Here is a 22904-nt window from a genome sequence, read left to right on the forward strand (position 1 = left end):
CCGTCAGGGCCGGCCCTCGTCGTCTCCCCGGGCCTGCCTGGCGCGGCCGGACGCCCTTTCCCGCACGTCGACGAGCCGGTGCGCGGGGTCCGCGCGGGTAGCATCGACGAGGCTCGCCGGACGGCGGGCCGGACCCGCCAGGAAGGTGCCCACGCCGTGCCCGAGCAGATCGCCCTCACCGTCGACGGAACCGCGACCACCGTCGAGGCCGGGACGACGGGCACGGACCTGTTCGGTGACCGCAAGGACGTCGTCGTCGTGCGTGTCGACGGCGAGCTGATGGACCTGCACCTGCCGCTGCCCGCGGACGCGAAGGTGGTCGAGCCGGTCAGCGTGCACGAGCCCGACGGGCTCGCGGTGCTGCGCCACAGCGCGGCGCACGTGCTGGCCCAGGCCGTGCAGGAGGTCAACCCGACCGCGAAGCTCGGCATCGGCCCGCCCATCACCGACGGGTTCTACTACGACTTCGACGTCGAGACCCCGTTCACGCCCGAGGACCTGCGCGCGCTCGAGAAGGTGATGACCCGCATCGTCCGCGAGGGTCAGACGTTCCGCCGCCGCGACGTCACCGAGGCGCAGGCGCGCGAGGAGCTCGCGGACGAGCCCTACAAGCTCGAGCTGATCGGCCTCAAGGGCGATCCGGCCGCCGCGGACGGCGCGAGCGTCGAGGTGGGCCTGGGCGGCCTGTCCATCTACCAGAACGTGCGCGGAGCGGGCCGCGAGTCCGAGGCCGTCGTCTGGCAGGACCTGTGCCGTGGTCCGCACGTGCCGACCACGAAGGTCCTGGGCAACGGCTTCCAGCTGATGCGCTCGGCTGCCGCCTACTGGCGTGGGAGCGAGAAGAACCCGCAGCTGCAGCGCGTGTACGGCACCGCGTGGCCCACCAAGGACGAGCTCAAGGCGCACCTGGACCGGCTCGCCGAGGCCGAGCGCCGCGACCACCGCCGGCTCGGCAGCGAGCTGGACCTGTTCTCCTTCCCCGACGAGATCGGGTCGGGCCTGGCGGTGTTCCACCCCAAGGGCGGCATCATCCGGATGGAGATGGAGGAGTACTCGCGCCGGCGCCACGTCGAGGCCGGGTACGACTTCGTGAACTCGCCGCACATCACCAAGGAGCGGCTGTACCAGATCTCGGGCCACCTGGACTGGTACGCGGACGGCATGTACCCGCCCATGCACCTGGACGAGGAGCGTGACGAGCAGGGCAACGTCAAGCGGCAGGGGCAGAACTACTACCTCAAGCCGATGAACTGCCCGATGCACAACCTCATCTACCGCGCGCGTGGCCGGTCCTACCGCGAGCTGCCGCTGCGCCTGTTCGAGTTCGGCACGGTCTACCGCTACGAGAAGTCGGGCGTGATCCACGGCATGACCCGCGCGCGCGGGTTCACGCAGGACGACGCGCACATCTACTGCACGCGCGAGCAGATGAAGACCGAGCTCGCGAGCCTGCTGGGGTTCGTGCTCGACCTGCTCAAGGACTACGGCCTCGACGACTTCTACCTCGAGCTGTCGACGAAGAACCCGGACAAGTCCGTGGGCGACGACGCCGTGTGGCAGGAGGCGACCGAGACGCTGCGCGAGGTCGCGACGGAGTCGGGTCTGGACCTGGTCCCGGACCCGGGCGGCGCCGCGTTCTACGGACCCAAGATCTCCGTGCAGGCCAAGGACGCGATCGGACGGACCTGGCAGATGTCGACCATCCAGCTCGACTTCAACCTGCCGGAGCTGTTCGAGCTCGAGTACACCGCGCCCGACGGGTCGCGTCAGCGCCCCGTGATGATCCACCGCGCGCTGTTCGGCTCGATCGAGCGGTTCTTCGCCGTGCTCACCGAGCACTACGCAGGTGCGTTCCCGGCCTGGCTCGCCCCGGTCCAGGTCCTCGCCGTCCCGGTGGCCGAGCCGTTCGAGCCGTACCTCGACGACGTCGTGGCGCAGCTGCGGGCGCAGGGGATCCGCGCCGAGGTGGACCGTTCCGACGACCGCTTCGCCAAGAAGATCCGCAACGCCAGCACCCAGAAGGTGCCGTTCGTGCTCATCGCGGGTGGCGAGGACGCCGAGGCGGGCGCCGTCTCGTTCCGCTACCGCGACGGCCGGCAGGACAACGGCGTGCCCGTCGCGGAGGCGGTCGAGCGGATCGTCTCGGCGGTGCGCGAGCACGCGCAGGTCTGAGCCGGTGACGCACCAGGACGCGTCGGACGCGCGCGCCGGGGTCGAGGACGCGGCGGGGTTCGCGGGGGTCGCCGACGGCTTCCAGCGGCTGTGGACCCCGCACCGCATGGCGTACATCGGCGGCGAGAACAAGCCGCCGGACGACGCCGCGGGTCCCGGCTGCCCGTTCTGCCGCATCCCGGCGCTCCCGGACGACGAGGGTCTGGTGGTCGCGCGCGGCGCCGCCGCGTTCGTCGTGCTGAACCTGTACCCGTACAACTCGGGCCACCTGCTGGTGTGCCCGTACCGCCATGTCGCGGACTACACCGAGCTCGACCAGGACGAGGTCGCCGAGGTCGCGGAGCTGACGCGCACGGCCATGCGCGTGCTCCGCGCGGTCTCCGGACCGCACGGGTTCAACCTCGGCATGAACCAGGGCGCGGTCGCGGGGGCCGGGATCGCGGCGCACCTGCACCAGCACGTGGTGCCACGCTGGGACGGCGACGCCAACTTCCTGCCCGTGGTGGCGCGCAGCCGCGCGCTGCCGGAGCTCCTCGCGGACACGCGGGCACGGCTGGCGGCGGCATGGCCCGGTCCCGACGGCTCACCCGCCCCTCGCGACGTCACGACGAAGGGATGACCGCCTCGTGCTGAACCGGCTCCGTGGGGTGATGACCCGGTTGTTCACCCCCGTCGCGGACACGTTGCTGCGCTGGGGCGTGACGCCCGACGCCGTGACGATCACGGGCACGCTCGTCGTCGTGGTCGCCGCGCTGTGGGCGTTCCCGACGGGCCACCTGCTCGTCGGCACGCTGGTCATCGCGGCGTTCGTGCTCACCGACTCGCTCGACGGCGTGATGGCACGCCGCGCCGGCCGCTCGGGGCCGTGGGGTGCGTTCCTGGACTCGACGCTCGACCGGTTCGCCGACGCGGCGATCTTCGGCGGCCTGGTGCTCTGGTACTTCGGCGCGGGCGACGACCGCGCGGCGGCCACGCTCGCGCTCGCGTGCCTGGTGCTGGGATCGGTGGTCCCGTACGCGCGGGCTCGTGCCGAGGGGCTGGGCATGACGGCCTCAGGAGGTATCGCCGAGCGTGCGGACCGGCTCGTCCTCGTGCTCGTGGCGACCGCCCTGGTCGGCCTGGGCCTGCCGGTGCTCGTGCTGACGGTCGTGCTGGGCCTGCTCGCGGTCGCGTCCGCCGTGACGGTGGTGCAGCGCATGGCCATGGTGCGCCGCCAGTCGCGGACGCCCGTCGCGGGGTCGGAGGCCGCGTGAGGATCGACTCGGGACGCCTGTTCGCGTTCGCCTGGCGCCATGCGGGCCGCCTGCCCGGCGGCGTGCTGCGCTGCGTGGCCGCTGCCGCCGCCGACGCGGTGTGGGCGCTGCGCGGCGGGGGGGTGCGCCAGCTCGAGCGCAACCTCGCACGCGCGCGCCCGGACCTGTCCGACGCGCAGGTCCGGCGCCTGGGCCGCGCCGCGATGCGGTCCTACCTGCGCTACTTCAGCGAGGCCTTCGCGCTGTCGTCCTGGTCGGCCGACGAGGTCGACGCGCGCGTGCGCGCGGTCGGGGCCGACGCGTTGCGCGCGCACACCGACGCCGGGGGGAGCGCAGTGCTCGCGCTCGGCCACCTGGGCAACTGGGACCTCGCGGGTGCGTGGGCGACGCGCGCCATCGCGCCGGTCACGACCGTCGCGGAGCGGCTCGAGCCGCCCGAGGTGTTCGAGGAGTTCCTGCGGTTCCGCGAGGGCATCGGCCTGCGGATCCTGCCGCTGGGTGACGCCGACGTGTTCCGCGAGCTGGTGCGCTCGGCGCGGACGGGACCCGGCATCGTGCCGCTGCTGGCGGACCGCGACCTGACCGCACGCGGGGTCGAGGTGGACCTGTTCGGGCGGCGCGCACGCGTCGCGGCCGGCCCGGCAGCGCTCGCGCTCACGGCCGGTGTCCCGCTGTTCACGGCGATCCTCACGTACGAGCGGCTGCACGGTGAGCGGCGCCGGCGCGCGCGCAGCCCGTGGGGCCTGCGCATCGACTTCGTCGAGATCCCGCCGGTACCGCCGGACGTGCCGCGCGCCGAGCGCGTCGCGGTGCTCACGCAGGCGTGGGTCGACGCGCTGGCCGCCGGCATCGAGCGGCGTCCGCAGGACTGGCACATGCTCCAGAAGGTGTTCGTCGAGGACCTCGACCCCGACCGCTACGCGGCGACGAAGGCCGCCGCGGGCGAGCAGGACGCGCAGGTGCGCGCATGAGCGCCCCGACCACGCGCCCGCTGCGCGTCGGCATCGTCTGCCCGTACTCGTTCGACGTGCCCGGCGGCGTGCAGTTCCACGTGCGCGACCTGGCCGAGGCGCTCATGTCCCGTGGGCACACGGTGTCGGTGCTGGCCCCGGCCGACGACGAGACCCCGGTCCCGGACTACCTCACGGCAGCGGGACGCGCGGTGCCCGTCCGGTACAACGGCTCGGTCGCGCGCCTGACGTTCGGTCCCGTGACGGCCGCACGTGCGCGCAAGTGGCTCGCGGCGGGCCGGTTCGACGTGCTGCACCTGCACGAGCCCGTGACGCCGAGCCTGTCGATGCTCGCGCTGTGGATCGCCGACGGTCCCATCGTCGCGACGTTCCACACCTCGACCGTGCGCTCGCGTTCGCTGCAGGTCGCGTTCCCGCTGGTACGCCAGTCGCTCGAGAAGATCTCCGCGCGGATCGCGGTGTCCGAGGACGCGCGTCGCACGCTCGTCGACCACCTCGGTGGCGACGCGGTGGTGATCCCGAACGGCGTGTACGTCGACGCGTTCTCCGGTGCGCAGCCCGACGACCGCTGGACGGGCACGCCCGAGCGGCCGACGTTCGCGTTCCTGGGCCGCCTCGACGAGCCGCGCAAGGGCCTGGGCGTGCTGCTCGGCGCGGTCGGCGCGGTGCTGGACCAGGTGCCCGGGGCGCGGTTCCTGGTGGCCGGGCGCGGCGAGACCGGCGAGGAGCAGGCGCGTGAGGTCCTCGGCGAGAGGGCGGGCGCGGTCGAGTTCCTCGGCGGCGTGTCCGACGAGGACAAGGCGCGGCTGCTCGCGTCGGTCGACGTGTACGTCGCGCCGCAGACCGGCGGCGAGAGCTTCGGCATCGTGCTGGTCGAGGCGATGAGCGCGGGCGCCGCGGTGGTCGCGAGCGACCTGGGCGCGTTCACTCGCGTGCTCGACCAGGGTGAGGCGGGTGTGCTGTTCCGCACGGGCGACTCGGCGGACCTGGCGGCCACGCTGCTGCGTGTCCTGGCCGATCCCGCGCTGCGCGAGCGCGTGGTCGAGCGTGCATCTGCCGTGGTGCGGCGGTTCGACTGGTCGGCGGTCACCGACCAGGTGCTCGCGGTGTACGAGATGGCGGTCGAGGGCGAGCACGCACCGGTCGGCGAGGACCCCTCGTCGCTGCGCGGCGCGCGCCTGCTCGAGCTACGTCGGGGCTGGGGTGACGGACGATGAGCTGGTCGGAGATCGCGGTCGTCGTCGTGCTGGTGCTGGCCGTGCTGGGCTGGTCGGTGTGGATCGCGGCGTCGCGGCTGGACCGGCTGCACCGGAAGGTCGGCGCGTCGCGCTCGGTCGTCGAGACGCAGCTGGTGCGCCGCGCCACGGCCGCGGCCGGGCTCGCGACGTCGGGTCTGCTCGACCCGGTCAGCTCGGTGCTCGTGGGGGAGGCGGCCTGGGCCGCGCTCGCGACCCCGGGCGTGGCCGGCACGGCCGACGCGCCACCCGACCTGCTGGCCCTGCTGCTCGCCGACCCGCGCGACGCGGCGGCCCGAGCGCTGTCGGCGCCGGCGGGTGCCGACGCCGACGACGAGCGCGGCCAGGTCGAGAGCGAGCTGAGCGCGACGCTCCGCGAGGCGCTCGACGACCCGGACGAGGTCGCCGCGCTCACGGACGACCCGGCGGGCGCCGAGCTGCTCGACGCGCTCGGCTCGGCCTGGTACCGCGTCGAGCTCGCGCGGCGGTTCCACAACGAGGCCGTGCTGCAGACGCAGGCGGTGCGGCGCGGGCCGTTCGTGCGGCTCCTGCGGCTCGCGGGTCACGCGCCCGAGCCGCAGACGCTCGAGCTCGACGACGCGTGGCCGCACGCGCTGCCGCGCCCGGGCGTCGGCTGACTGGATGCGCGCCTGTGAGACGGCGCGGCAGGTGCGCGCGCCGCACGCACTACGATGACCGGGTCCGCGCGACCTGCCACCACGGCCTCCGGCCGGGGCGGTGCGCAGACCTCCTGACCCACATCCTTACTGCGAGGCCCGACGTGACCAGCGAGAACAGCCAGTCCACCCCGACGAGCGACGCCGCGGGCGTCATCGGCACGGCACGCGTCAAGCGCGGGATGGCGGAGATGCTCAAGGGCGGCGTCATCATGGACGTCGTCACCCCGGAGCAGGCCAAGATCGCCGAGGACGCGGGCGCGGTCGCCGTGATGGCGCTCGAGCGCGTGCCGGCCGACATCCGCGCGCAGGGCGGCGTGGCGCGCATGAGCGACCCGGACCTGATCGACGGCATCATCTCGACGGTCTCGATCCCGGTGATGGCCAAGGCGCGCATCGGCCACTTCGTCGAGGCGCAGGTGCTGCAGAGCCTCGGTGTGGACTACGTCGACGAGTCGGAGGTCCTCACGCCGGCGGACTTCGCGCACCACATCGACAAGTGGGCGTTCACCGTGCCGTTCGTGTGCGGCGCCACCAACCTGGGCGAGGCGCTGCGGCGCATCACCGAGGGTGCGGCGATGATCCGCTCCAAGGGCGAGGCCGGCACGGGCGACGTCTCGAACGCGACCACGCACATGCGGACCCTGCGTGACGAGATCCGCCGCCTCACGTCGCTGCCCGAGGACGAGCTGTACCTGGCCGCCAAGGAGCTGCAGGCGCCGTACGAGCTGGTCAAAGAGGTCGCGCAGGCCGGCAAGCTCCCCGTGGTGCTGTTCACCGCGGGCGGCATCGCGACCCCTGCGGACGCGGCGATGATGATGCAGCTGGGTGCCGAGGGCGTGTTCGTCGGCTCGGGCATCTTCAAGTCGGGCAACCCCGCCGAGCGTGCGGCCGCGATCGTCAAGGCGACCACGTTCTACGACGACCCCGACGTGATCGCCAAGGTCTCGCGCGGCCTGGGCGAGGCGATGGTGGGCATCAACGTCGACGACGTGCCCGTGCCGCACCGCCTCGCCGAGCGGGGCTGGTGACCTCAGGGACGACGGCGCAGGCCGCGGGTGACGACGAGCCCGCGGCCTTCGTCGTACCCGGACCGGAGCCGGCACCCGGCCACCGGCTGGGACCGGAGTGGACGCCGGGTCCGGACGGGCTGCTGTTCCGGCGCGGGGCGCGCGTGATCGTCCTGGACGAGCACGACCGGGTGCTGCTGGTGCGCGGGCACGACGCCGACCAGCCGGACCGGTCGTGGTGGTTCACGCTCGGCGGCGGCATCGATCCGGGGGAGTCGGCGCGCGACGCCGCGATCCGTGAGGTGCGTGAGGAGTCCGGCGTCGTGCTGGACCCCGCACAGGTCGTCGGACCGGTGTTCACGCGGTCGGCGGTGTTCGACTTCTTCTCGGCGCACTGCCGTCAGGACGAGGAGATCTTCCTGGCGCGCGTGCCCTCCACGGCGTTCGTCGCGGAGGACCGCTCGGGCTGGACCGCGCTCGAGCGCGACGTGATCGACGAGCTGCGCTGGTGGTCGCTGCCCGAGCTCGCGCGGGTCGAGATCGAGGTGTTCCCCGAGGGGCTCGCGGCGCTCGTCGAGCCGCTGCTGGCGGGATGGGACGGGACGACCAGCCACCTGGGGCTCGCGCGCGAGTGAGGCGTACCGGTCGGTAACCTTCCCGTGACCTGACGCGGCTACCGTCGGACGATGCCCGTCGTCGCACCCACGTCACCCGTCCCGCACATCCCCCGCAGCGGCATCCGCACGCTCATGGAGCTCGCGCTGCGCGACCCGCAGGCGATCCACCTGGAGATCGGCGAGCCCGACGCGCTGCTGCCGCAGCACGTGGTCGAGGCCGTCTCTGCGGCGGTGGACCGGGGCGCGGCTGGGTACTCCTCGAGCCTCGGGCTCACCGAGCTGCGGGCGGCCGCGGCGGCGCGCGTGACCCGGTCGACGGGTGCACCGGTCGCACCCGAGCAGGTCGTCGTGACGCACGGTGCGATGCACGGCCTGGCCATGACCATGGCCACGCTGCTCGGCCCGGGCGACGAGGTGCTCCTGCCGGACCCGATGTTCCCCAACTGGGCGATGGCGGCCGTGGCGTGCGGCGCCGTGCCGCGCACGTACGCCACGGATGTCGAGGCGGGCTTCGTGCCGCGGGCCGAGGACGTCGAGGCCGCGATCACGCCGCGCACGCGCGCGATCGTGGTGTGCAGCCCGAACAACCCCACGGGCGCGGTGTACCCCGCGGCGACCGTCGAGGCACTGGTCGACGTCGCGCGCCGGCACGACCTGTGGGTGCTGTCCGACGAGTGCTACGAGTCGATCACGTTCGGGGTGCCGCACGTCTCGCCGGCCGCGTTCGACACCGACGGCCGCGTGCTCGTGTTCCACAGCCTCTCGAAGACGTACGCGATGACCGGCTGGCGCGCCGGGTTCGTGGTGGTGCCCGACCCGACGCTCGTCGAGCTGATGGGCCACCTGGCGGAGGCGACGGTCGCGTGCCCGTCGACCGCGAGCCAGCACGCCGCGATCGCGGCACTGACGGGCCCTCAGGAGTGGGTGCACGAGTCCGTCGAGTCGTACTGGGACCGGCGTGACGCGGCGGTCGAGCTGCTCCGTGCGCGCGGCGTGCGGTTCGTCGAGCCCGACGGCGCGTTCTACCTGATGGTCGACGTGGGCACGCCGGACACCGACGAGTTCGCGCGCTCGCTCCTGGCGGCGCGGCACGTGGCCGTCGCGCCCGGGTCCACGTTCGGCCCGGCGGCCGCGGGCATGGTCCGGGTGAGCCTGGCGGCACCCCGCGCGGCGCTGCTCGAGGGCCTCGGCCGCCTCGCGGACCACGTGCGCGCCGGCTCGGGCGGGGTGCAGCGGGCGGTGGCGTCCGCCTGACGCCCGCGCGCCTAGGATCGGACGTCGTGACGCAGGCAGTCGGAGTCCTCGCCCTCCAGGGAGACGTGCGCGAGCACGTCCACGCGCTCGAGGCGGTGGGTGCGCGCGCCGTGCCGGTGCGCCGACGCTCCGAGCTGGACGCGGTCGACGCGCTGGTGATCCCCGGCGGGGAGTCGACCACGATCGACAAGCTCCTGCGCGCGTTCGAGCTCGTCGACCCCGTGCGTGAACGGCTGCGCGCGGGGATGCCCGCCTACGGGTCGTGCGCGGGGATGATCCTGCTGGCGGACCGGGTGCTCGGCGGCATCGAGGGCCAGCAGACGCTGGGCGGTGTGGACGTCACGGTGCGGCGCAACGCGTTCGGCCGTCAGGTGGACTCGTTCGAGACGGACCTCGCGATCGACGGCATCGAGGACGGTCCGCTGCACGCCGTGTTCATCCGCGCGCCGTGGGTCGAGGAGGTCGGTCCGGCGGCCACCGTCGTCGGGCGGGTCGAGGCCGGTCCCGCCGCCGGTAGGATCGTCGCGGTCCGCCAAGGTCCGCTGCTCGTCACCTCGTTCCACCCGGAGGTGACCGGCGACACCCGGGTGCACCGCCTCTTCGTCCAGATCGTCCGCGACACCCAGGAGTAGCGAAGCCGATGTCGGGTCACTCCAAGTGGGCCACCACCAAGCACAAGAAGGCCGCGATCGACGCGAAGCGCGGCAAGCTCTTCGCGAAGCTCGTCAAGAACATCGAGGTGGCCGCCCGCACGGGCGGTGGTGACCCCGCGGGCAACCCCACGCTCTTCGACGCGATCCAGAAGGCCAAGAAGTCGTCGGTCCCCAACGACAACATCGACCGCGCGCTCAAGCGCGGGTCCGGCCAGGAGGCCGGTGGGGCCGACTACCAGACGATCATGTACGAGGGCTACGGCCCCGGCGGCGTCGCGGTCCTGGTCGAGTGCCTGACGGACAACCGCAACCGCGCGGCATCCGACGTGCGCGTCGCGTTCACGCGCAACGGCGGCCAGATGGCCGACCCGGGCTCGGTGTCCTACCTGTTCAGCCGCAAGGGCGTCGTCATCGTCCCCAAGGAGGGCACGGACGAGGACGCGGTCATGGAGGCCGTGCTCGAGGCGGGCGGCGAGGAGGTCACCGACCTGGGCGAGCAGTTCGAGGTGCTGAGCGAGGCGACCGACCTGGTGCCCGTCCGGACCGCGCTGCAGGAGGCCGGGATCGAGTACGACTCGGCGGACGTGGTGTTCTGGCCCGCCACGCAGATCGAGGTCGACGCGGACGGCGCGCGCAAGATCCTGCGCCTGATCGACGCGCTCGAGGACTCCGACGACGTGCAGAACGTCTACGCGAACTTCGACGCGTCCGACGAGGTCATGGCCGAGCTCGAGGACGACTGACCTCACGCGCGCCGGACGCACCGTCCCCCCCTCGGGGGCGGTGCGTCCGTGCGTGGCGCGTCGGCCGCGGCGCGCGCGTGCGGGGGTGCGACGATGCGCGGGTGCGCGTTCTCGGAGTCGACCCCGGACTGACCCGCTGCGGGCTCGGCGTGGTGGACGGGCTGCCGGGCCGGCGGCTGCGGCTGGTCCAGGTGGGCGTCGCGACGTCCGCCGCCGACCTCGGGACCGATCAGCGGCTCCTGCTGATCGAGCGGCGCATCGAGGAGTGGCTCGAGGAGCACGCGCCGGACACGGTCGCGGTCGAGCGCGTGTTCGCCCAGCACAACGTGAGCACCGTGATGGGGACCGCGCAGGTCGCGGGGATCGCGATGGTCGCCGCCGCCCGGCGGCGCATCCCCGTCGCGCTGCACACGCCGTCGGAGGTCAAGGCCGCGGTCACGGGCAGCGGCCGGGCCGGCAAGCAGCAGGTCCAGACGATGGTCGCGCGCCTGCTCCAGCTCGAGGAGCTCCCGCGCCCCGCGGACGCGGCCGATGCGCTCGCGCTCGCGATCTGTCACCTGTGGCGCCCGGCGGGTGCGCTGGGTGCGCCGCAGCGACCGCCCTCGTCGATGACGGCGGCACAACGCGCCTGGGCCGCCGCCGAGCAGGCGGCGCGGCGCTGACCGCGGGCGCCGCGTGTCATTCGTACAGATGTTCGCCCGTGTGGCACAGTGGCGGGTCGACGGTGGAGGAGGGCGCACGTGATCGCTTCGGTACGCGGGACGGTGGCCGCGGTCCGGCTGGACGCGGCGGTGGTCGAGGTGGGCGGCGTCGGGATGCTCGTCCTGGCGACGCCCGCGACGCTCGCGCACCTGCGCGTCGGCCAGGAGGCCACGTTGTTCACGTCGCTCGTGGTCCGCGAGGACTCGCTGACGCTGTTCGGCTTCGCGGGTGACGACGAACGCGAGGTGTTCGAGCTCGTCCAGACCGTGAGCGGCGTGGGCCCGCGCCTCGCCCTGGCGATGCTGGCCGTGCACGCCCCGGACGACCTGCGCCGGGCGGTCGCGACCGACGACCTCAAGGCCCTTGAGCGCGTGCCGGGCATCGGGCGCAAGGGCGCCCAGCGCATCGTGCTCGAGCTCAAGGACCGGATCGGCGCACCCACGGGCGTGCCCGCGACCGCGAACGGCACGCCCGCCGCGCCGGGCGTGCCCGAGGACCGGCGCCAGCAGGTGGTCGACGCGCTGGTCGGGCTGGGCTGGAACCAGAAGGCGGCCGAGGACGCGGTCGCCACCGTGCTCACCGACGTCACGGGTCCGGTGTCCGCCGACGAGGTGCCAGGGCTGCTGCGCGCCGCGCTGCGCACGCTGGGCGGCGGCCGTGGTTGACGACGACGCCGAGGGCCTCGTGACCGAGCGGTTCCCGGCTGAGTCGCTGGTGCGTCCGGGCGCCGACGACGTCGAGCGCGCCGCCGAGGCCGCCCTGCGTCCACGGCGCCTGGCGGAGTTCGTCGGGCAGAAGGTGGTGCGCGAGCAGCTCTCGCTCGTGCTCGAGGCCGCCCGCGGCCGCGGCCGCGCGCCCGACCACATGCTCATGTCCGGTCCGCCGGGACTCGGCAAGACGACGCTCGCGATGATCATCGCGGCCGAGCTCGGGACGTCGCTGCGGGTCACGAGCGGCCCGGCCATCCAGCACGCGGGAGACCTCGCGGCCGTGCTCTCCTCGCTCGAGGAGGGTGAGGTGCTGTTCCTCGACGAGATCCACCGCATCGCGCGGCCCGCGGAGGAGCTGCTCTACGTCGCGATGGAGGACTTCCGCGTCGACGTGGTGGTCGGCAAGGGTGCGGGTGCGTCCGCGATCCCGCTCGCGCTGCCGCCGTTCACGGTGGTCGGCGCGACCACCCGGGCGGGGCTGCTCCCGGCCCCGCTGCGCGACCGGTTCGGCTTCACGGCCCACCTGGACTTCTACGACGCGGACGAGCTCGAGCAGGTGCTGCTGCGCTCGGCGGGCCTGCTGGGCGTGCCGCTCGCGGGCGCTGCGGCCCGCGAGATCGCGTCGCGCTCGCGCGGGACGCCCCGCATCGCGAACCGCCTGCTGCGCCGCGTCCGCGACTGGGCCGAGGTCCGGGGCGACGGGCGGCTCACGCTGGCCGCCGCGCGTGCGGCACTCGAGGTGTACGAGGTGGACGAGCGCGGCCTGGACCGGCTCGACCGGGGTGTGCTCGACGCGCTGTGCCGGCGGTTCGGCGGGGGACCGGTGGGGCTCACGACGCTCGCGGTCGCGGTGGGCGAGGAGCCGGAGACCGTCGAGACCGTGGCCGAGCCCTTCCTGGTCCGGGAGGGGCTCGTGGGCCGCACGCCGCGCGGTCGCGTCGCGCTCCCGGCGGCCTGGGAGCACCTGGGCCTGGTCCCGCCGCACGAGGCGGGGACGCTGTTCGCGTGACCTGCGGATCGAGGTGAACCGTTCAGGGAACCGCCACGCGGTGATGTGCGTTGGAGCGGCTGGCCGGTGCGCCTAGACTGCCCCGGACACATCCGACCGTGAGGACCTTGTTGTGACTGAGCTCAGTGCCGCGCTCGCGGCGGCCGAGGGTGGTGCTGCCTCCTCGGGGGGCAGCAGCCCGCTGTTCATGTACGGCTTCCTGGCGCTGGCCGTGGGCGCGTTCTGGCTGATGTCGCGCCGGTCGCGCAAGCAGCAGCAGACCCAGCAGGAGTTCCGCAACCAGCTCCAGCCCGGCGACGAGGTCATGACGGCCTCCGGCATGATCGGCACCGTCGTCGAGGTCGCCTCCGACCGGGTCACGCTCGAGTCGCAGGACGGCAGCAGCCGCACGCAGTGGGTGCTCGCCGCGATCGCGCGCCGGACGGACCCGCCGGTGGCGGACGACGAGCCGGTGGAGGACGCCGCGGTGGGTGACGCGCAGCGGATCGCCGGCGCGAACGACCGCGTGATCGACGTGCCCGACGACCTGTCCACGCTCGACGACCGCCGCGACGACGGCGGCAAGCCCCGGAAGTAGCACACGCGGCCCGGGGGCGCTCCTCCGGGCCTGGTCCCCACCGGTCGCGGCGCGGCCGGTGCGCGCACGAGAGAAGAACTCCGTTGGCCCCACCCACACGCCGCCGTCGGCCGGTGCGCACGCTCGTCGTGCTCGCCGTCGTCGTCGTGCTGCCGTTCCTCGCAGTCCTCATCGGCACCAGGACGTCCGACGCCACCTGGTCCCCGAAGCTGGCCCTCGACCTCGAGGGTGGCACGCAGATCATCCTCACGCCGGTCAGCGAGGACGGCACGGAGCCGTCGTCCGAGGACATCTCGCAGGCGATCAACGTCATCCGCCAGCGGATCGACGGATCGGGCGTGTCCGAGGCCGAGATCAGCAGCCAGGGCGGCAACAACATCGTCGTGGCGATCCCCGGCAAGGCGTCCGACGAGACGATCGCCTCGATCAGCCGCTCGTCGCACATGGAGTTCCGACCGGTGCTGCAGCAGGGCTACGCGCTGCCGACCGTCGAGCCGACGGCCGTGCCGTCGGCGGACCCGAGCGCGGACCCCAGCGCCGACCCGAGCGCGGACCCGAGTGCGGGACCGACTGCGGCTCCCACGGGCGGCTCGACGCTGGAGCCGTCGAGCGGCGCGTCCGAGGACACCTCGGCCGACGCGAACGAGACGCCGAGCGCGGAGCCCACGGCCACCGGGACGCCCGCACCGACGCCCACGCCGTCGGCGCCTGCGGCGCCGAGCGAGCCGTCGTCGGCGAGCGACGCGGCCTACTGGGTGACGCCCGAGGTCCAGAAGGAGTTCGACGACCTCGACTGCACCGACCCCGCGAACCTCGCGGGCGGCATCTCGGGTGACCCCGACGCCGCGTTCGTGACGTGCTCGATCGACATCACGACCAACCAGAGCGACGGCCTGAAGTACATCCTCGGCCCCGTCGAGATCGACGGCAAGGAGATCTCGTCGGCGTCCTCGGGCCTCGAGACGCTCGCGAACGGCGCGGTCGGGTCGCGGTGGGTCGTCAGCATGGAGTTCACGGGCAAGGGCTCGAACCTGTTCGCGGACGTGACCACCCGGATCAAGGATCTCGCGTCGCCGCAGAACCAGTTCGCGATGGTCCTCGACGGCCTGATCATCTCCGCGCCCAGCGTCGACAAGACGATCCCGAACGGCCAGGCCCAGATCTCCGGCACGTTCACGCAGTCGTCGGCGGCCGAGCTCGCCAACCGCCTGAACTTCGGCTCGCTCCCGCTCAACTTCAAGGTGCAGAGCGAGCAGCAGATCTCCGCGACGCTCGGCAGCGAGCAGCTCGAGAAGGGGCTCCTCGCGGGCATCATCGGCCTGCTGCTCGTCGTCGTGTACTCGCTGTTCCAGTACCGCGCGCTCGGGCTGCTCACGGTCGCGTCGCTCCTGATCGCGGCGACGCTCACGTACGGCGTGATCACGCTCATGTCCTGGACGCAGGGCTACCGCCTGTCGCTGCCGGGCGTCGCCGGACTCATCGTGGCGATCGGCATCACGGCCGACTCGTTCATCGTCTACTTCGAACGCATCCGTGACGAGCTGCGCGAGGGGCGCGTGCTCGGATCGGCCGTCGAGCGCGGGTGGGACCGGGCCAAGCGCACGATCCTGGCGTCCGACGCGGTCAACCTGATCGCCGCCATCGTGCTGTACTTCCTGGCCGTCGGCGGGGTGCGCGGCTTCGCGTTCACGCTCGGTCTGACGACCGTCATCGACGTCATCGTCGTGTTCCTGTTCACGCACCCGATGATGGAGCTGCTCGCCAAGACGCGGTTCTTCAACGGGGGCCACCCGGCCTCGGGGCTGGACCCGCGGCGCCTGGGCGTGCCGGGGACGCGGTACGTGGGCCGGGGCAAGGTCGTCACGGGCCCGCGTGAGGACGCGCGGCCCGAGGCGGGCGCAGGCTCCACGCCGGGCGATTCCGGCATGACCATCGCCGAGCGCCGCGCGGCGCAGCGCGCCGCGGAGTCGGTCACGACACCCGCCGACGCGCCGGTGACCGAGGACAAGGCCGGCGACGACCGTGCCGAGGGGAGCGACCGCTGATGGCCGCCGGATTCGCCCAGTGGGGCAACGACCTCTACACGGGGCGTCGCTCGTACGACATCGTCGGCCACCGCCGGAAGTTCTACATCGTCTCCGCGGTGCTCGTCCTGATCTCCTCGATCCTGCTGATCAAGCCCGGCCTCAACCCCGGGATCGAGTTCCGGGGCGGCTCGGAGTTCGTGGTCTCGGGCATCGCAGGCGACCGCGACCAGCAGCTCGCGATCGACACCGTGCGGTCCACCGCGGGTGACGTCTCGCCCGAGGTGACCAACCTCGGAGACGACTCGCTGCGCATCCAGGTCTCCGAGCTGACCGACGAGCAGGTCACGAAGATCGGTGACGCGCTGCAGACCGCGTTCGGCGTCACCGAGGACGAGATCACCACCCAGTTCGTCGGCCCCACATGGGGTGCGGACGTCTCGAGCAAGGCGATCACGGGCATCTTCGTGTTCCTCCTGTTCGTGGCCGTGGTCATGACGATCTACTTCCGCAACTGGCGCATGGCGCTCGCCGCGCTCATCGCGCTGGGCCACGACCTGGTCATCACGGTCGGCATCTACGCCGGGATCGGGTGGGAGGTCACGCCGGCGACGGTGATCGGCTTCCTGACGATCCTCGGCTACTCGATCTACGACACCGTCGTGGTCTTCGACAAGGTCCGGGAGAACGCTGCCGACACGCTGGACCAGTCGCGCTACACGTATGCCGAGAAGGCCAACCTGGCGGTCAACCAGACGCTGGTCCGGTCGATCAACACCTCCGTCGTGGCGCTGCTGCCGGTCTCGGCGATCCTGTTCGTCGGTGCGTTCATCCTGCGCGCCGGCACGCTGCGGGACATCGCGCTCGCGCTGTTCGTCGGCATGCTCGTGGGCGCGTACTCCTCGATCTTCCTGGCCACGCCGTTCGAGGTCACGCTGCGCGAGCGGGAGCCCCGGATCAAGGAGCACACCGCCAAGGTGCGCGCCGCGCGCGTGGCCGGCTCCGAGGACGGTGCGACCGCCGTCGCCGCCCCGCACATCCAGGTCGGGGCGCTGCGCCCCGGGGGCCACCTCGGGCAGGCGGCGCAGCCGAAGCGCCGCAAGCCGACCCGATGAGCGCTGCGCTCCCGATCGACCCGGCGCGCGAGGCAGTCGCGCGCCGGGTCGACGCGCTCGTCCGGCTGGTGCCCGACTACCCGGAGCCCGGCGTGCTGTTCCGTGACATCACGCCGCTGCTGGCCGACGGCCCCGCGTTCGGCGACGTGATCGCGTCGCTCGCGGGCGCGGCCCCGGGAGGCGTCGACCTGGTCGCCGGGATGGAGGCGCGCGGGTTCCTGCTCGCCGCGCCGGTCGCCGCGCACCTGGGTGCCGGTGTCCTGCCGGTACGCAAGGCGGGCAAGCTGCCGGGTCCCACCGCCTCCGCGTCCTACTCGCTCGAGTACGGGCAGGCATCGATCGAGATCCACCCGACCACCGTGCCGGACGGCGCACGCGTGCTGGTGATCGACGACGTCCTCGCGACCGGCGGCACCGCCGCGGCGACCGTCGAGCTGCTGCAGTCGTGCGGCGCGCACGTCGTCGGGCTCGCGTTCCTCGTGGAGATCGCGGGGCTCGCCGGACGCTCGCGGCTGGGCGGCCTGCCGATCGACACGGTCCTCACGGTCGACTGACGGCACCGCGCGTTCCGCCCAACGGGTGGTGCGGTGCGAGGTGGACCTCCCACGGTCGTAGACTCGTCCGACCGAGTGATGGCAGGGGAGGTGTTCGGATGGCCGAGGACGTCGTCACACCCCCCACCGGCTCGCCGCAGGCGGCAGGAGAGGCGGGCGGCTCGTCCGCGTCCCGCTACCGGGCGCTCCTGCCGCGGTTCGGCGGGCCGCGCAGCGGACCGGCCTACCCGGCGCTCGAGCCCGTCCTGCAGGCGGCGCGCGCCAACCACCCCAAGGCGGACCTGACGGTCGTCGAGCGTGCGTACGTCGTGGCGGAACGCGCGCACCGTGGGCAGCTGCGCAAGAGCGGCGACCCCTACATCACGCACCCGGTGGCGGTCGCGACCATCCTGGCCGAGCTCGGGATGACGCCGTCGACGCTCGTCGCGGCCCTGCTGCACGACACGGTCGAGGACACCGAGTACTCGCTCGACCAGCTGCGCCGCGAGTTCGGGCCCGAGGTCGCGATGCTCGTCGACGGCGTGACCAAGCTGGACAAGGTGGCCTACGGTGACGCCGCGCAGGCCGAGACCGTGCGCAAGATGGTCGTCGCGATGGCGCGCGACATCCGGGTGCTGGTGATCAAGCTCGCGGACCGCCTGCACAACGCGCGCACCTGGCGGTTCGTCCCGGCCGCGTCCGCGGAGAAGAAGGCGCGCGAGACCCTCGAGATCTACGCCCCGCTGGCCCACCGGCTGGGTATGAACACGATCAAGTGGGAGCTCGAGGACCTGTCGTTCGCGACGCTCTACCCCAAGGTGTACGACGAGATCGTCCGCCTGGTCGCCGAGCGCGCACCCGCGCGCGAGGAGTACCTCGCGGTGGTGCGCGACCAGGTCGGTGCCGACCTGCGCGCCGCGAAGATCAAGGCCACGGTCACGGGCCGGCCCAAGCACTACTACTCGATCTACCAGAAGATGATCGTGCGCGGCCGCGACTTCGCGGACATCTACGACCTGGTGGGAGTGCGTGTCCTGGTGGACACGGTGCGCGACTGCTACGCGGCGCTCGGTGCGTTGCACGCGAGGTGGAACCCGGTCCCCGGCCGGTTCAAGGACTACATCGCGATGCCCAAGTTCAACCTCTACCAGTCGTTGCACACGACCGTGATCGGCCCGGGCGGCAAGCCGGTCGAGATCCAGATCCGGACGCACGACATGCACCGTCGCGCGGAGTACGGCGTGGCCGCGCACTGGAAGTACAAGGAGAACGCCAAGGGCGCGCCGGCCACGGAGGCCCCCGCGGGCGGCGACATGGCGTGGCTGCGCCAGCTCGTGGACTGGCAGAAGGAGACCGCCGACCCCACGGAGTTCCTGGACTCGCTGCGGTTCGAGATCGCCGGCTCCGAGGTCTACGTGTTCACGCCGAAGGGCGACGTGATCGGCCTGCCGCAGGGCTCGACACCGGTGGACTTCGCCTACGCGGTCCACACCGAGGTGGGTCACCGCACGATGGGGGCCCGCGTCAACGGCAGGCTCGTGCCGCTGGACTCCACGCTCGAGAACGGCGACGTGGTCGACGTCTTCACCTCGAAGTCGGAGACCGCGGGCCCGAGCCGCGACTGGTTGGGCTTCGTCAAGAGCCCCCGCGCGCGCAACAAGATCAGGCAGTGGTTCTCCAAGGAGCGCCGCGAGGAGGCCATCGAGCACGGCAAGGACTCGATCGCCAAGGCGATGCGCAAGCAGAACCTGCCGATCCAGCGGCTGCTGTCGCACGAGTCGCTCGTCGCGGTCGCCTCGGAGATGCGGTACGCCGACGTCTCCGCGCTGTACGCGGCCATCGGCGAGGGCCAGGTCTCGGCCGCGAGCGTCGTGCAGCGCCTGGTGCAGAGCCTCGGCGGCGAGACGGGTGCCGAGGAGGACCTCGCGGAGACCGCGCGGCCCGGTCCCACGGCACGCCGGGTGCGGACCGGCGACCCGGGCATCGTCGTGCGCGGCGTCGACGACGTGTGGGTCAAGCTCGCGAAGTGCTGCACGCCCGTGCCGGGCGACGAGATCGTCGGCTTCGTGACGCGCGGTGCGGGTGTCTCGGTGCACCGCGGCGACTGCGTCAACGTCGAGCAGCTGCGCCGTGAGCCCGAGCGGATCGTCGACGTGGCGTGGAGCCACACGTCGTCCGCCCTGTTCCTGGTGCAGATCCAGGTCGAGGCGCTGGACCGCGCACGGCTGCTCTCGGACGTGACGCGCGTCCTGTCCGACCATCACGTCAACATCCTCTCGGCGTCGGTCTCGACGTCGCGCGACCGGGTCGCGATGTCCCGGTTCGTGTTCGAGATGGCCGAGCCGTCGCACCTGACGTCGGTGCTCGCCGCCGTGCGCAAGGTCGAGGGCGTGTTCGACGTGTACCGCATCACGGGGGCGCGGTCGGACGAGGCGCCGGTGCGCTGACCTGTCGGCAGGCCTCGTCGACGACGGCGTGCGCGTCCCTCACGTGCGCGCGGCCGCGCAGGGCGTGCAGAGCGCGGCGTGCGGCGGCGAGGTCCAGCCCGACGCCGACGAGCGCCACGAGCGCGGGCAGCGCGACCTCCCGGGGGAGCCACCGTGCGACGTCGAGCGCGGTCCGGTCCACGGTCGTCACCGGGACCCCGCCGACGAGGGCCACGTCGTCCTCGCCGAGCAGCGCCTCCGCGCAGTAGCGACCCGGTGCGGGGTCCGGCCGGCGGACACCGCACGGGACCAGCACGCATGCGCGCGCCGGGGGAGCCGTGCCGGTGTGCACCCACGCCGCGGCCTCACGCCCGACGACGCCGCGCCGGGTCAGCAGCGGGGCGAGGGCCGCCGCGCGGTCGGACGCCGAGGGCGCGGGCGTCCCCGTGACGGCGACGCCGCCCCACAGCGGTGTCAGCGCGCCGTCGAGCAGCATCCCGGTCCACGCGGCCGGCGAGAGGTCGTCCCGGCGGACCAGCCGCGGCAACGGACGCGGCCGAGGGAGGAGCGAGGGGGTGTCGGGCACCCGGTCAGGATGCCCGACACCCCCTCGTCACGACGGGTGCCCTGTGGACGGCCTCAGCGCGCATCCTCCGCGGCGCGCTGCACCTGCTCGAGCCACGCGCGGCGGGCGTCGAGCGCGGCGCGTGCGTCCGCGATCTTGCGCTGGTCCTTCGCCGCCTCGGCCTTGGCCAGGTCCGCCTCGAGCGACGCGATCGCCTGCTCGAGCTGAGCGAGCGCACCCTCGGCACGCGCCCGGGTCTCCGGGTTCGAACGCGTCCACTGCTTCTGCTCGGCGTCGCGGATGGCCGTCTCGACCGCCCGGAGGCGTCCCTCGACGCGCTGGATGTCGCCGCGCGGGACCTTGCCCGCGGACTCCCAGCGGTCCTGGATGCCGCGGATGGCCTGCTTGGCGGCGTTGAGGTCGGAGATCGGCAGCAGCGCCTCGGCCTCGACCAGCAGCGCCTCCTTGACCTCCAGGTTGGCGGCGAACTCCGCGTCCGTCGCGGCGTTCTGGGCGTCACGTGCCGCGAAGAACGCGTCCTGCGCGGCACGGAACCGCGCCCACAGCGCGTCGTCGTCACCGCGGCTCGCGCGGCCGGCGGCCTTCCACTGCGCCATCAGGTCGCGGAAGGCGCCCGCCGTCGCGCCCCAGTCGGTGCTCGACTGCAGCCGCTCGGCGTCGGCGACCAGCTGCTCCTTGACCTGCTTGGCGGAGGCGTTGCGCTGCTCGAGCTCGGCGAAGAAGTGCCGGCGCTCCCGGTCGAACGTGGTGCGCGCGTGGCTGAACCGCTTCCACAGCGCCTCCTCGCTGGGCCGGTCCAGGCGCGGTCCGGTGCGCTGCGCGTCCTTCCACTGGTCCAGGAGCGCGCGCAGCTGCTCACCTGCGGGACGCCACTGGATGCGGCTCGGGTCGGTGGCGGCGATCTTCTCCGCCTGCTCGACGATGGCCGTGCGGGCCTCGAGGGCCACGGCCCGCGCGGCCTGGCGCTCCGCCTCGGCCTGCGCCCTGCGCTCGGCGGCCACGGCCCGCAGCGCGTCGAGGCGGGCCCGCAGCCCGTCGAGGTCGCCGACGGCGGCCGGCTCGGCCGTCTCCTCGGTGAGGCGCGCGAGGGTCTGGTCGATCTCCTTGACGGACAGGTCCGTCGCGGTCAGGCGCGCCTCGAACACGGCGACCTTGGCCTGCAGGTCGAGGAAGCGCCGCACGTAGAACGCGAGCGCCTCGTCGGGGGTCGCACCCGGGTACTGGCCCACCACGCGCTCGCCGGCCGACTCACGCACCGAGACCGTGCCGTCCTCGGCGACCGAGCCGAACGTGGTGGCGTGCGCCGCCTCGGCGGCGTCGACGGGCGGCTGGACCGGTGCGGCGGGTGCCGGGGCGGCAGCGGCCGGAGCCGCCGGCGCCGAGACCGGGGGCCGCGGCAGGGGGCGCGGGCCGGGACGCACGGTGGCCGGCGACGGGCGCACCGCGGGCGCCTCGGTGCCGGGCTCGGACGCCGCGTCGGCGGGCGCGGCATCGTCGGTCGCGGAGTCGTCACGTGCGGGCTGCTCCGCAGCCGGCTCCGGCTGCGACGTCTCCTCGGCGGGCTCCGCATCGGCGCCCGGCTCCGTGGTCGCGGGCTCGGGCGCGTCCTCCTCGGCGGCGACGGGCTGGTCGGCCACGACCGCCTCGGCGGCGACGGGCTGGTCGGCCACGGCCTCGTCCGCCGGGATGGCCTCGACTGCGGCTTCGACGGTGGGGTCGGCGGGAGTGGTCTCGGTGGCGGTCTCGGGCGAGGAGTCCGGGGTCTGCGTCACTTGATCTTCACTCCCTCGATGATGACGTCGGACGCGGGAGGACCGTCGGTGACGCCCTCCTTCGCGCCCGCGTCGGCGATGGCTTCGACCACGTCCAGACCGGACGTGACCTTGCCGAACACGGTGTAGCCGCCTGCGTCGTCCGACGGGATGGTGCTGTCGTCGTAGACGATGAAGAACTGGGAGCCCATGGAGCTCCCGTTGCCGCCCTGCCGGGCCATGGCGATGGTGCCGGCCGGGTAGACGTCGTCGCCCGGGGCGTTCTCGATGGGCCCCCAGGTGTAGCCCGGGCCGCCCATGCCCGTGGCCTCGGGGTCGCCGCACTGCAGGACGTGGATGCCGTCGGTGACCAGGCGGTGGCACTTCGTGCCGTCGAAGAACCCGTCCTGCGCGAGGGTCACGAAGTTCGCCACGGCCTGCGGGGCTGCGGCGCCGTCGAGCTCGATGCCGAGCGTGCCCGAGCCGAGCGTCAGGTCACCCGTCCACGTGCGCCCCTCGGCCAGCGCGGGATCGGGCACGTCCGCGGAGTTGGTCGGCGCCGCCGCGGGCGTGGCCGCGGGCTGCTGCGTCGCACCCGTCGCGGGCTCGGTCGTGTACGCGGCCGCGGGGGAGTCGTCGTCGTTCGAGGCGACGACGACCGCGACGACGCCGATCACGAGGACCAGCGCGCCCACGACGACGCCCGCGACGACGCGCTGACGCCGACGGTGCTGCGCCGCCTCGGCCTGACGCGCCTGCCACTTCTCGAACCGGCGGCGCTCGTACTCGCGCTCCCGCTTGCTGGACACCCTCGCTCCTTGCGTGACGGTGTGCTCCGGAGCAGGCGTCGGCCTGCGGCGTCGCACGGTGGGACCCGGCACAGTCT

At 73.4% G+C, this 22904-nt stretch carries 22 protein-coding genes; 19 read left to right on the forward strand and 3 right to left on the reverse strand.

Translation table 11 applies throughout. From position 1 onward, the window contains the following. Positions 1–156 precede the first annotated feature (156 nt). The 19 genes from thrS (at position 157) to CELGI_RS08010 (ending at position 19702) form a co-directional block, all read left to right on the forward strand. Positions 157–2172 (forward strand): threonine--tRNA ligase, encoded by a 2016-nt coding sequence (thrS, locus tag CELGI_RS07920; RefSeq protein ID WP_013883599.1) that lies wholly within the window; start codon positions 157–159, stop codon positions 2170–2172. A gap of 4 nt (positions 2173–2176) precedes the next feature. Continuing rightward, positions 2177–2791 carry an HIT family protein gene (locus CELGI_RS07925; RefSeq protein WP_013883600.1) on the forward strand — a complete coding sequence of 205 codons (615 nt, stop codon included), beginning with the start codon at positions 2177–2179 and terminating at the stop codon, positions 2789–2791. 7 nt (positions 2792–2798) lie between these two features. Next, the gene (pgsA, locus tag CELGI_RS07930) at positions 2799–3425 is read left to right on the forward strand and encodes a phosphatidylinositol phosphate synthase (RefSeq protein WP_013883601.1); all 627 of its coding nucleotides are present in this window, start codon (positions 2799–2801) and stop codon (positions 3423–3425) included. After that, entirely contained in the window at positions 3422–4396 is a 975-nt protein-coding gene (locus tag CELGI_RS07935; protein WP_013883602.1) for a phosphatidylinositol mannoside acyltransferase, read from the forward strand. The genes pgsA and CELGI_RS07935 overlap by 4 nt, the downstream gene beginning before the upstream one ends. 20 nt (positions 4397–4416) lie before the next feature. Then, positions 4417–5613, forward strand: a complete 1197-nt coding sequence (locus CELGI_RS07940) for a glycosyltransferase family 4 protein (RefSeq protein WP_169315180.1) — start codon at positions 4417–4419, stop codon at positions 5611–5613. Then, entirely contained in the window at positions 5610–6269 is a 660-nt protein-coding gene (locus CELGI_RS07945) for a hypothetical protein (protein WP_013883604.1), read from the forward strand. The genes CELGI_RS07940 and CELGI_RS07945 overlap by 4 nt, the downstream gene beginning before the upstream one ends. Positions 6270–6412: 143 nt before the next feature. After that, positions 6413–7339, forward strand: a complete 927-nt coding sequence (gene pdxS / locus CELGI_RS07950) for a pyridoxal 5'-phosphate synthase lyase subunit PdxS (RefSeq protein WP_013883605.1) — start codon at positions 6413–6415, stop codon at positions 7337–7339. Beyond that, complete coding sequence (locus tag CELGI_RS07955) at positions 7336–7953, forward strand: NUDIX hydrolase (RefSeq protein WP_013883606.1); 618 nt, start codon at positions 7336–7338, stop codon at positions 7951–7953. The genes pdxS and CELGI_RS07955 overlap by 4 nt, the downstream gene beginning before the upstream one ends. A gap of 51 nt (positions 7954–8004) precedes the next feature. Continuing rightward, on the forward strand, positions 8005–9189 hold the full coding sequence (locus tag CELGI_RS07960; protein WP_013883607.1) for a pyridoxal phosphate-dependent aminotransferase: 1185 nt from the start codon (positions 8005–8007) through the stop codon (positions 9187–9189). 26 nt (positions 9190–9215) lie between these two features. Continuing rightward, positions 9216–9821, forward strand: coding sequence for a pyridoxal 5'-phosphate synthase glutaminase subunit PdxT (gene pdxT / locus CELGI_RS07965; protein ID WP_013883608.1), 606 nt, complete (start codon positions 9216–9218; stop codon positions 9819–9821). 8 nt (positions 9822–9829) lie between these two features. Next, positions 9830–10585 (forward strand): YebC/PmpR family DNA-binding transcriptional regulator, encoded by a 756-nt coding sequence (locus CELGI_RS07970; protein WP_013883609.1) that lies wholly within the window; start codon positions 9830–9832, stop codon positions 10583–10585. Between the two features lie 101 nt (positions 10586–10686). Next, positions 10687–11247: a crossover junction endodeoxyribonuclease RuvC gene (ruvC, locus tag CELGI_RS07975; protein ID WP_013883610.1), complete on the forward strand. Its 561-nt coding sequence runs from the start codon at positions 10687–10689 to the stop codon at positions 11245–11247. Between the two features lie 78 nt (positions 11248–11325). Next, positions 11326–11952 (forward strand): Holliday junction branch migration protein RuvA, encoded by a 627-nt coding sequence (gene ruvA, locus CELGI_RS07980; protein ID WP_013883611.1) that lies wholly within the window; start codon positions 11326–11328, stop codon positions 11950–11952. Further along, entirely contained in the window at positions 11945–13006 is a 1062-nt protein-coding gene (ruvB, locus tag CELGI_RS07985; RefSeq protein WP_013883612.1) for a Holliday junction branch migration DNA helicase RuvB, read from the forward strand. The genes ruvA and ruvB overlap by 8 nt, the downstream gene beginning before the upstream one ends. Before the next feature lie 112 nt (positions 13007–13118). Next, complete coding sequence (yajC, locus tag CELGI_RS07990; protein ID WP_013883613.1) at positions 13119–13583, forward strand: preprotein translocase subunit YajC; 465 nt, start codon at positions 13119–13121, stop codon at positions 13581–13583. A 113-nt stretch (positions 13584–13696) separates the two neighbouring features. Continuing rightward, a complete protein-coding gene (gene secD / locus CELGI_RS07995) occupies positions 13697–15628 on the forward strand; it encodes a protein translocase subunit SecD (protein WP_013883614.1) in 1932 nt (643 codons plus the stop codon). Beyond that, a complete protein-coding gene (gene secF / locus CELGI_RS08000) occupies positions 15628–16722 on the forward strand; it encodes a protein translocase subunit SecF (protein ID WP_013883615.1) in 1095 nt (364 codons plus the stop codon). The genes secD and secF overlap by 1 nt, the downstream gene beginning before the upstream one ends. Beyond that, on the forward strand, positions 16719–17276 hold the full coding sequence (locus CELGI_RS08005) for an adenine phosphoribosyltransferase (RefSeq protein ID WP_013883616.1): 558 nt from the start codon (positions 16719–16721) through the stop codon (positions 17274–17276). Before secF ends, CELGI_RS08005 begins: the two co-directional genes overlap by 4 nt. A 98-nt stretch (positions 17277–17374) precedes the next feature. Continuing rightward, complete coding sequence (locus tag CELGI_RS08010; RefSeq protein ID WP_013883617.1) at positions 17375–19702, forward strand: RelA/SpoT family protein; 2328 nt, start codon at positions 17375–17377, stop codon at positions 19700–19702. Here CELGI_RS08010 and CELGI_RS16460 read toward each other — a convergent pair. The 3 genes from CELGI_RS16460 to CELGI_RS08025 are packed head-to-tail and all read right to left on the reverse strand — an operon-like array spanning position 19665 to position 22827. After that, positions 19665–20267 (reverse strand): hypothetical protein, encoded by a 603-nt coding sequence (locus tag CELGI_RS16460; RefSeq protein WP_049785540.1) that lies wholly within the window; start codon positions 20265–20267, stop codon positions 19665–19667. The genes CELGI_RS08010 and CELGI_RS16460 overlap by 38 nt on opposite strands. Before the next feature lie 53 nt (positions 20268–20320). Further along, entirely contained in the window at positions 20321–22039 is a 1719-nt protein-coding gene (locus CELGI_RS08020) for a DUF349 domain-containing protein (protein WP_013883619.1), read from the reverse strand. Continuing rightward, positions 22036–22827, reverse strand: a complete 792-nt coding sequence (locus CELGI_RS08025; protein ID WP_013883620.1) for a peptidylprolyl isomerase — start codon at positions 22825–22827, stop codon at positions 22036–22038. Before CELGI_RS08025 ends, CELGI_RS08020 begins: the two co-directional genes overlap by 4 nt. Positions 22828–22904: the final 77 nt, after the last annotated feature.

It is taken from the genome of Cellulomonas gilvus ATCC 13127 (genome assembly GCF_000218545.1).
GTDB lineage: Bacteria > Actinomycetota > Actinomycetes > Actinomycetales > Cellulomonadaceae > Cellulomonas > Cellulomonas gilvus.